This window comes from Pseudomonas sp. Sample_9, assembly GCF_004307535.1.
Taxonomy (GTDB): Bacteria; Pseudomonadota; Gammaproteobacteria; order Pseudomonadales; family Pseudomonadaceae; genus Aquipseudomonas; species Aquipseudomonas mercuritolerans.
In genome coordinates this window covers 41,513-50,155 of sequence record NZ_RAZO01000296.1, presented here as the reverse complement: position 1 = coordinate 50,155, position 8,643 = coordinate 41,513, and the positions used below count along the sequence as shown (strand labels likewise).

Here is an 8,643-nt window from a genome sequence, read left to right as displayed (position 1 = left end):
GTTCCTTGAGCTTGTGGGTCAGCAGGTGGGCGATGACTTCGGTGTCGGTGTCCGAACTGAACGCATAGCCCAATGCTTTGAGTTGCTCGCGCAGGGCTTCGTGGTTCTCGATGATGCCGTTGTGCACCACCGCAATGTCGCCGGAAAAATGCGGGTGGGCATTGCGTTCGCAGGGCGCGCCATGGGTGGCCCAACGAGTGTGGGCAATACCGAGACGACCGGCCAGCGGCTGTTCGGCCAATGCGGTTTCCAGTTCGCTGACCTTGCCCGGACGGCGCATGCGCTCCAGGGTTTCTTCATTGGTATAGACCGCCACACCGGCGCTGTCATAGCCGCGGTATTCGAGGCGCTTCAGGCCTTCGAGAAGGATGGCGGTGATATTACGTTCAGCTACAGCGCCGACAATGCCACACATGGTTATTTCTCCTGACTGACAGCTGCACAGATCAACGTGATCCCGCGGGCCTGAAGCTGATCGCGTGCCTCGACGGGCAGGCGATCATCGGTAATGAGGGTATGGATGCTGCTCCAGGGCAGCTCCAGGTTGGGAATCTTGCGACCGATCTTGTCGGCCTCGACCATAACGATGACTTCTCGTGCAACGTCGGCCATCACCCGGCTGAGGCCGAGCAGTTCATTGAAGGTGGTGGTGCCGCGCACCAGGTCGATGCCGTCGGCGCCGATGAACAGTTGGTCGAAGTCGTAAGAGCGTAGTACTTGCTCGGCGACCTGGCCCTGAAAGGATTCCGAGTGTGGATCCCAAGTACCGCCGGTCATCAGCAGCACTGGCTCGTGTTCCAGTTCGCTCAAGGCATTGGCAACGTGCAAGGAATTGGTCATCACCACCAGGCCCGGTTGCTGGCCCAGTTCGGGAATCATCGCGGCGGTGGTGCTGCCGCTGTCGATGATGATGCGCGCGTGCTCGCGGATGCGTTTGACCGCCGCGCGGGCGATCGCCTGCTTGTACTTGGAAATACTCTGCGCTGTTTCCGCGACCAGCTCTTGCGGCATGGTGATCGCACCGCCGTAACGACGCAGCAACAGACCATGGGTTTCCAGCGCCGCGAGATCCTTGCGAATCGTAACTTCGGAAGTTTCAAAGCGCTTGGCCAGCTCATCGACACTGACTTCGCCCTGCTCGTTGAGCAAGGCGAGGATGTTATGACGACGCTGGGGCGTATTGCGCTTGGACATGGCGGCTTAAGTTTCGATTCGAAAGATAACGTAAGCAATGAAACTCTATCGAAAGGTTGCCGTCAAGACGCAGGGAGAAAAATTCAGAAAGGTTGAGCTGTGTGGGGAGCGAGCGTGTTCGCGAAAGGGGAGTCAGTGACTGGATATGTCACTGAGATACAGCATTCGCGAGCAGGCTCACTCCTACAGGGGTGGTGTGGATAAGTCAGGATTTGTTGATCTTTTCCGGGCGCTTCCAGCCGTCGATATTCTTCTGTCGCGCTCGGCCAACCGCCAATTGGGCGTTATCCACATTCTGGGTGATGGTCGAGCCGGCTGCGGTCGTCGCACCGTTGGAGATATCCACAGGGGCAACCAGCGAATTGTTGGAACCGATGAATACATCAGCGCCCAACACCGTCTTCCACTTGTTGGCGCCATCGTAGTTGCAGGTGATGGTGCCGGCGCCGATGTTGGTGCGTGCACCGATTTCGGCATCGCCCAGGTAGGTCAGGTGGCCAGCCTTTGCACCTTCGCCCATGTGCGCATTTTTCAGCTCAACGAAGTTGCCCACATGAGCGCGAGCCTCGAGCACAGTGCCTGGACGCAGACGCGCGAAAGGACCAGCGTCGCTGCCCTCACCGAGAATGGCACCTTCGATATGACTGTTGGCCTTGATCACCACGCCTTTGCGCAGGGTGCTGTCCTTGATCACGCAGTTCGGGCCGATCTGTACGTCGTCTTCAATGATCACCTTGCCTTCGAGGATCACGTTGATGTCGATCAGCACATCGCGGCCGACGCTGACTTCGCCACGCACATCGAAACGCGCCGGGTCGCGCAGGGTAACGCCTTGAGCCATCAGACGACGGCCGGCGCGCAACTGGTAATGACGCTCCAGTTCAGAGAGCTGCTTGCGATCATTGGCACCCTGCACTTCCATCGGGTCGTGCGGTTGTTCGGTGGCGACGACCAAACCATCGCTGACCGCCATTTCGATCACGTCGGTGAGGTAGTACTCGCCCTGCGCGTTATTGTTCGAGAGGCGACTCATCCAGTCAGCCAGACGATCGGCCGGCACAGCGAGGATGCCGGTGTTGCCTTCGGTGATCGCACGTTGCGCTTCGCTGGCGTCCTTGTGCTCGACGATTGCCGCGACCTTGCCGTCAGCATCACGCACGATGCGGCCGTAACCGGTCGGGTCATCCAGCTCGACAGTGAGCAAACCCATCTGGCCCGGTACGACATGCTTGAGCAGACGTTGCAGGGTTTCGACTTCGATCAGCGGCACATCACCGTAAAGAATCAGCACGGTGTCGGCATCAATGAACGGCACCGCCTGGGCGGTGGCGTGGCCAGTGCCCAGTTGCTTGTCCTGCAACACGAAATTCAGGTCATCAGCTGCCAGCCGCTCACGCACCACATCGGCACCGTGACCGATCACCACGTGAATGCGTTGTGGATCAAGTTGCCGAGCGCTGTGGATAACATGGCCGAGCATGGAGTTGCCGGCAATCGGGTGCAGCACCTTGGGCAGCGCCGAGCGCATGCGAGTGCCTTGACCGGCCGCGAGGATAACGATTTCGAGAGACATGACTGGCTACCAATCCTGGGTGGTCAGCAACTGCGACCGGGTTGTGGGAATTCGGAAAAGAAAAAAGGGTAGCCGAGGCTACCCTTTTTTATCAATCGCACAACAAGCAGCTGGCGGATTAACCGCCAAACTTCTTGCGGATCTGCTGGACGGTGCGCAGCTGGGCTGCAGCCTCGGCCAGACGTGTGGCAGCGGCGCCGTAATCGAAGTCCGCGCCTTTTTCGTTCAGGGCATTCTCGGCAGCCTTGAGAGCTGCCTGAGCCTGAGCTTCATCCAGGTCGGCGGCACGTTGCACGGTATCGGCAAGTACCTTGACCATGTTCGGCTGAACCTCGAGGAAACCACCGGAGATGTAGAACACCTCGGCTTCCCCGCCTTGCTTGATCAGGCGGATCGGACCCGGCTTGAGATTAGTGATCAGCGGCGCGTGACCCAGAGCGATACCAAGATCACCCAGTGCACCGTGCGCAATCACCATCTCGACCAGGCCGGAAAAGATTTCCCCTTCCGCGCTGACGATATCGCAATGGACTGTCATAGCCATCTGATTGCCTCAACCTAAATTAGCGCCCGTTGCCGGGCGCCGGGATTACAGTTTCTTGGCTTTCTCGATCGCTTCTTCGATGCCGCCAACCATGTAGAACGCTTGTTCTGGCAGGTGGTCGTAGTCACCGTTGAGGATGCCTTTGAAGCCAGCAATGGTGTCTTTCAGGGAAACGTATTTACCCGAAGCACCGGTGAAGACTTCAGCCACGAAGAACGGCTGCGACAAGAAGCGCTGGATCTTACGAGCACGGTTAACCAACTGTTTGTCGGCTTCCGACAGCTCGTCCATACCCAGGATCGCGATGATGTCTTTCAGCTCTTTGTAACGCTGCAGAACATACTGAACGCCGCGAGCGGTGTCGTAGTGGTCCTGACCGATCACGTTCGGGTCCAGCTGGCGCGAAGTCGAATCCAGTGGATCTACCGCTGGGTAGATACCCAGGGAAGCGATGTCACGGGACAGAACGACGGTGGCGTCCAAGTGGGCGAAAGTGGTCGCTGGCGACGGGTCGGTCAAGTCGTCCGCAGGTACGTATACCGCTTGGATCGAGGTGATCGAACCTTCCTTGGTCGAAGTGATACGTTCCTGCAGAACGCCCATCTCTTCAGCCAGGGTCGGCTGGTAACCTACTGCCGAAGGCATACGGCCCAGCAGTGCGGATACTTCAGTACCGGCCAGGGTGTAACGATAGATGTTGTCGACGAACAGCAGAACGTCGTTACCTTCGTCACGGAACTTCTCGGCCATGGTCAGGCCGGTCAGTGCTACGCGCAGACGGTTTCCCGGCGGCTCGTTCATCTGACCGTAAACCAGTGCCACTTTGTCCAGAACGTTGGAGTCCTTCATCTCGTGGTAGAAGTCGTTACCCTCACGAGTACGCTCACCAACACCTGCGAACACGGAATAACCGCTGTGCTCGATGGCGATGTTACGGATCAGTTCCATCATGTTTACGGTTTTGCCTACACCGGCACCACCGAACAGACCGACTTTACCGCCCTTGGCGAACGGGCAGACCAGGTCGATAACCTTGATGCCGGTTTCCAGCAGGTCGTTGCCGCCTGCTTGCTCGGCGAACGAAGGTGCTGCGCGGTGGATGCCCCAGCGCTCTTCGGTGTCGATCGGGCCAGCTTCGTCGATCGGGTTACCGAGGACGTCCATGATCCGGCCCAGGGTCGCTTTACCGACCGGTACGGAGATGGCTGCGCCAGAGTCGGTGACTTCCAGACCGCGCTTCAAGCCCTCGGTGGAACCCATCGCAATGGTACGCACCACGCCGTCGCCCAGCTGCTGCTGAACTTCCAGGGTGGTTGCGGCCGCGCTTTGTACAGTCAGCGCGTTGTAGATGCTCGGTACGCTGTCGCGTGGAAATTCCACGTCGATAACGGCGCCGATGATTTGAACGATACGTCCGCTACTCATAGCTGGATCCTCTGAATATTTGAACCGTTAAACCGCGGCAGCGCCGCCGACGATTTCCGAGATCTCTTGGGTGATCGCAGCCTGACGCGCCTTGTTGTAGATCAGCTGCAAATCGCTGATCAAATCACCGGCGTTGTCGGTAGCGTTCTTCATCGCGATCATCCGCGCAGCCTGTTCAGCCGCGTTGTTCTCGACCACCGCCTGGTAGACCTGCGACTCGACGTAACGGACCATCAAGCCGTCAAGCAGCTCTTTGGCGTCCGGTTCGTAGAGATAGTCCCAGTGGTGCTTGAGATCCTGATCCGGGGTTGCCACCAGTGGAATCAACTGCTCCACGGTAGGCTGTTGCGTCATGGTGTTGATGAACTTGTTGGACACCACGGACAGGCGATCGATACGGCCGTCCAGGTAGGCATCCAGCATCACCTTGACGCTGCCGATCAGATCATTGATCGACGGCTCTTCACCCAGGTGGCTGATAGCTGCAACGACGTTACCGCCGAAGTTGCGGAAAAAGGCCGCACCCTTGCTACCGACTACACACAGATCAATCTCGACGCCGTTTTCGCGGTTTACCGCCATGTCCTTGACCAGGGCCTTGAACAGGTTGGTGTTCAAGCCGCCGCACAGACCACGGTCACTGCTCACGACGACATAACCGACGCGCTTGATTTCGCGGTCGATCATGAACGGGTGGCGGTATTCCGGGTTGGCGTTGGCCAGATGCCCAATTACCTGGCGGATACGCTCCGCATAAGGACGGCTAGCAGCCATGCGCATTTGTGCCTTGCGCATTTTGCTGACCGCCACTTTTTCCATGGCGCTGGTAATCTTTTGCGTGCTTTTGATGCTCGCAATCTTACTGCGAATCTCTTTTGCGCCTGCCATGTAACACCTATCAGGTTAGCAAGCGGGAGCCTCGCGGCTCCCGCTGCGGCTTACCAGGTTTGGGTGGCCTTGAACTTCTCGATACCGGCTTTCATGCCAGCGTCGATTTCGTCATTGAAGTCACCTTTAACGTTGATCTTGGCCATCAAATCGGCGTGATCGCGGTTGAAGAAAGCGATCAGCGCTTGTTCGAAGCTGCCGACCTTGGCGATTTCAATGTCAGTCAGGAACCCACGCTCAGCGGCATACAGCGACAGCGCCATGTCAGCGATCGACATTGGTGCGTATTGCTTCTGCTTCATCAGCTCGGTAACGCGCTGACCATGCTCAAGTTGCTTGCGGGTCGCTTCGTCCAGGTCAGAAGCGAACTGGGCGAATGCCGCCAGTTCACGGTACTGAGCCAGAGCGGTACGGATACCACCGGAGAGCTTCTTGATGATCTTGGTCTGAGCGGCACCACCCACACGGGATACCGAAACACCGGCGTTCACTGCCGGGCGGATGCCCGAGTTGAACATGGCCGATTCCAGGAAGATCTGACCGTCGGTGATGGAAATCACGTTGGTCGGAACGAACGCGGAAACGTCGCCAGCCTGGGTTTCGATGATCGGCAGTGCGGTCAGGGAACCGGTTTTGCCGGTCACTGCGCCGTTGGTGAACTTCTCTACGTATTCTTCCGAAACGCGGGATGCGCGCTCCAGCAGACGGGAGTGGAGATAGAACACGTCGCCTGGGTAAGCTTCACGGCCTGGTGGACGGCGCAGCAGCAGGGAGATCTGGCGGTAAGCCACTGCCTGCTTGGACAGATCGTCATAAACGATCAGCGCGTCTTCACCGCGGTCGCGGAAGAATTCACCCATGGTGCAACCGGAGTACGGTGCCAGGAATTGCAGCGCAGGAGATTCCGAAGCACTGGCAGCCACGATGATCGTGTTGGCCAGGGCGCCGTTCTCTTCCAGCTTGCGAACCACGTTGGCGATGGTCGATTGCTTCTGACCGATGGCTACGTAGACGCAGAAAATGCCGCTGTCTTTCTGGTTGATGATCGCGTCGATCGCCAGAGCGGTCTTACCGATCTGACGGTCACCGATGATCAGCTCACGCTGGCCACGGCCGACAGGGATCATGGCATCGACAGCCTTGTAGCCAGTCTGTACAGGCTGGTCTACCGACTTACGCCAGATCACGCCTGGAGCAACTTTCTCGACCGCGTCGGTCTCGGTGTTGCCCAGTGGACCTTTACCGTCAACAGGGTTACCCAGAGCATCGACTACGCGGCCCAGCAATTCCTTACCAACAGGAACTTCGAGGATGCGGCCGGTGCACTTGGCGCTCATGCCTTCAGCCAGCGACTGGTAGGAGCCCAATACCACGGCACCTACGGAGTCCTGCTCCAGGTTGAGAGCCATACCGTAGACGCCGCCCGGAAACTCGATCATCTCGCCGTACATGACGTCGGCCAGACCGTGAATCCGCACGATGCCGTCAGATACGCTGACGACAGTGCCTTCGTTACGGGCTTGGGAGGTCACATCGAGCTTGTCGATGCGGCCCTTGATAATTTCACTTATTTCGGAAGGATTGAGTTGCTGCATTGCTCTGCTGCCCCTTCAAACTCAAGATTTCAATGCTTCGGCAAGTTTCGCGATTTTGCCGCGAATCGAGCCATCGATAACCAGGTCGCCGGCGCGGATCACGACACCACCAATCAAGGCAGCGTCCTCCGCAACTTGCAGGCGCACTTCCCGGTTGAGTCGTGCACTGAGAACCTTGGCGAGTTTGTCTTGCTGTTCTTGGTTCAATGCAAATGCACTGGTTACTTCAACGTCTACCGATTTCTCTTGTTCGGCCTTGTACAGGTCGAACAGAGCGGCGATCTCCGGCAGAAGCAGGAGACGGTCGTTCTCGGCAACGACGTTGATGAAATTGCGTGCCTTTTCATCAAACTTGTCGCCGCACACGTCAATGAACGTGGCGGCCTTTTCTGCGCTCGTCAGTCGCGGGGCCTTGAGCACGCGCTGCAGGGTGTCGTCTTGCGACACCGCTGCTGCCAGGCCGAGCATGGCTGACCAATTGGCCAGTTGCTGGTGGGCCTGAGCGTGCTCGAAGGCCGCCTTAGCGTAAGGTCGGGCCAACGTGGTCAGTTCTGCCATGATCGCCCTCGCTTAGATTTCAGCAGCCAGTTGGTTAACCAGCTCTGCGTGCGCGTTTTGATCGATTGTGGCACCCAGGATCTTCTCGGCGCCGCCGACAGCCAGCAAGCCCACTTGGGCACGCAGCTTGTCTTTGACGCTGTTCAGTTCCTGTTCGATCTCGGCTTGAGCCTGAACCTTCACACGGTCAGCGTCGATACGGGCTTTTTCAACAGCCTCTTCGACGATCTGGTTACCGCGTTTCTTGGCTTGCTCGATGATTTCAGCTGCCTGAGCTTTCGCTTCGCGCAGTTGCTGACCCGCTTTCTCTTGGGCCAACTCCAGGTCGCGAGCTGCACGGCTGGCAGCGTCCAGACCATCAGCGATCTTCTTTTGACGTTCGTGCAGAGCAGCGATGACCGGAGGCCATACATACTTCATGCAGAACAGTACAAAAATCAGGAACGCAACGGACTGGCCAATCAGGGTCGCATTAATGTTCACGCCAACACCTCGCAGTTACGTTGTCCATCACACCAAATTACCCGGAAGATCCGAGTAATCAGCCAGCGATCTGACCAACGAACGGGTTCGCAAAGGTGAAGAACAGAGCGATACCAACACCGATCATGGTTACGGCGTCGAGCAGACCGGCAACGATGAACATTTTTACTTGCAGCATTGGAACCATTTCTGGCTGACGCGCTGCGCCTTCCAGGAACTTGCCGCCCAGCAGGCCGAAACCAATTGCGGTACCCAGTGCGCCCAGGCCGATCAACAGTGCAACAGCGATAGCGGTTAGACCAACTACAGTTTCCATCTTTCCTCCCGACTTTTACGTCGTATGGTTTAGGTTTTTTAGATTAAAGCGGTAAAACAAATCGTTT

Annotated in this window: 9 protein-coding genes and 1 pseudogene; all 10 read right to left on the bottom strand. The window is 57.7% G+C overall.

Features of this window, described 5'->3' with window-relative positions; translation table 11 throughout:
- A pseudogene (locus D6877_RS16340) lies at positions 1 to 415 on the bottom strand (class II glutamine amidotransferase); the annotation flags it as partial.
- A gap of 2 nt (positions 416 to 417) precedes the next feature.
- The gene (locus D6877_RS16335; RefSeq protein WP_041476528.1) at positions 418 to 1,194 is read right to left on the bottom strand and encodes a DeoR family transcriptional regulator; all 777 of its coding nucleotides are present in this window, start codon (positions 1,192 to 1,194) and stop codon (positions 418 to 420) included.
- A gap of 205 nt (positions 1,195 to 1,399) precedes the next feature.
- Entirely contained in the window at positions 1,400 to 2,767 is a 1,368-nt protein-coding gene (gene glmU / locus D6877_RS16330) for a bifunctional UDP-N-acetylglucosamine diphosphorylase/glucosamine-1-phosphate N-acetyltransferase GlmU (protein WP_130911449.1), read from the bottom strand.
- Between the two features lie 118 nt (positions 2,768 to 2,885).
- Positions 2,886 to 3,311, bottom strand: coding sequence for a F0F1 ATP synthase subunit epsilon (locus D6877_RS16325; RefSeq protein ID WP_016772407.1), 426 nt, complete (start codon positions 3,309 to 3,311; stop codon positions 2,886 to 2,888).
- 45 nt (positions 3,312 to 3,356) lie between these two features.
- Entirely contained in the window at positions 3,357 to 4,736 is a 1,380-nt protein-coding gene (gene atpD, locus D6877_RS16320; protein ID WP_016772406.1) for a F0F1 ATP synthase subunit beta, read from the bottom strand.
- A 27-nt stretch (positions 4,737 to 4,763) separates the two neighbouring features.
- Positions 4,764 to 5,624 (bottom strand): F0F1 ATP synthase subunit gamma, encoded by an 861-nt coding sequence (atpG, locus tag D6877_RS16315; protein ID WP_007911960.1) that lies wholly within the window; start codon positions 5,622 to 5,624, stop codon positions 4,764 to 4,766.
- A gap of 50 nt (positions 5,625 to 5,674) precedes the next feature.
- Positions 5,675 to 7,219, bottom strand: coding sequence for a F0F1 ATP synthase subunit alpha (gene atpA, locus D6877_RS16310; RefSeq protein ID WP_016772405.1), 1,545 nt, complete (start codon positions 7,217 to 7,219; stop codon positions 5,675 to 5,677).
- 21 nt (positions 7,220 to 7,240) lie between these two features.
- Positions 7,241 to 7,777, bottom strand: a complete 537-nt coding sequence (locus D6877_RS16305) for a F0F1 ATP synthase subunit delta (protein ID WP_016772404.1) — start codon at positions 7,775 to 7,777, stop codon at positions 7,241 to 7,243.
- A 12-nt stretch (positions 7,778 to 7,789) separates the two neighbouring features.
- Positions 7,790 to 8,260, bottom strand: coding sequence for a F0F1 ATP synthase subunit B (locus tag D6877_RS16300; protein ID WP_016772403.1), 471 nt, complete (start codon positions 8,258 to 8,260; stop codon positions 7,790 to 7,792).
- A gap of 58 nt (positions 8,261 to 8,318) precedes the next feature.
- Positions 8,319 to 8,576, bottom strand: a complete 258-nt coding sequence (atpE, locus tag D6877_RS16295) for a F0F1 ATP synthase subunit C (protein WP_003097235.1) — start codon at positions 8,574 to 8,576, stop codon at positions 8,319 to 8,321.
- Between the last annotated feature and the right edge of the window lie 67 nt (positions 8,577 to 8,643).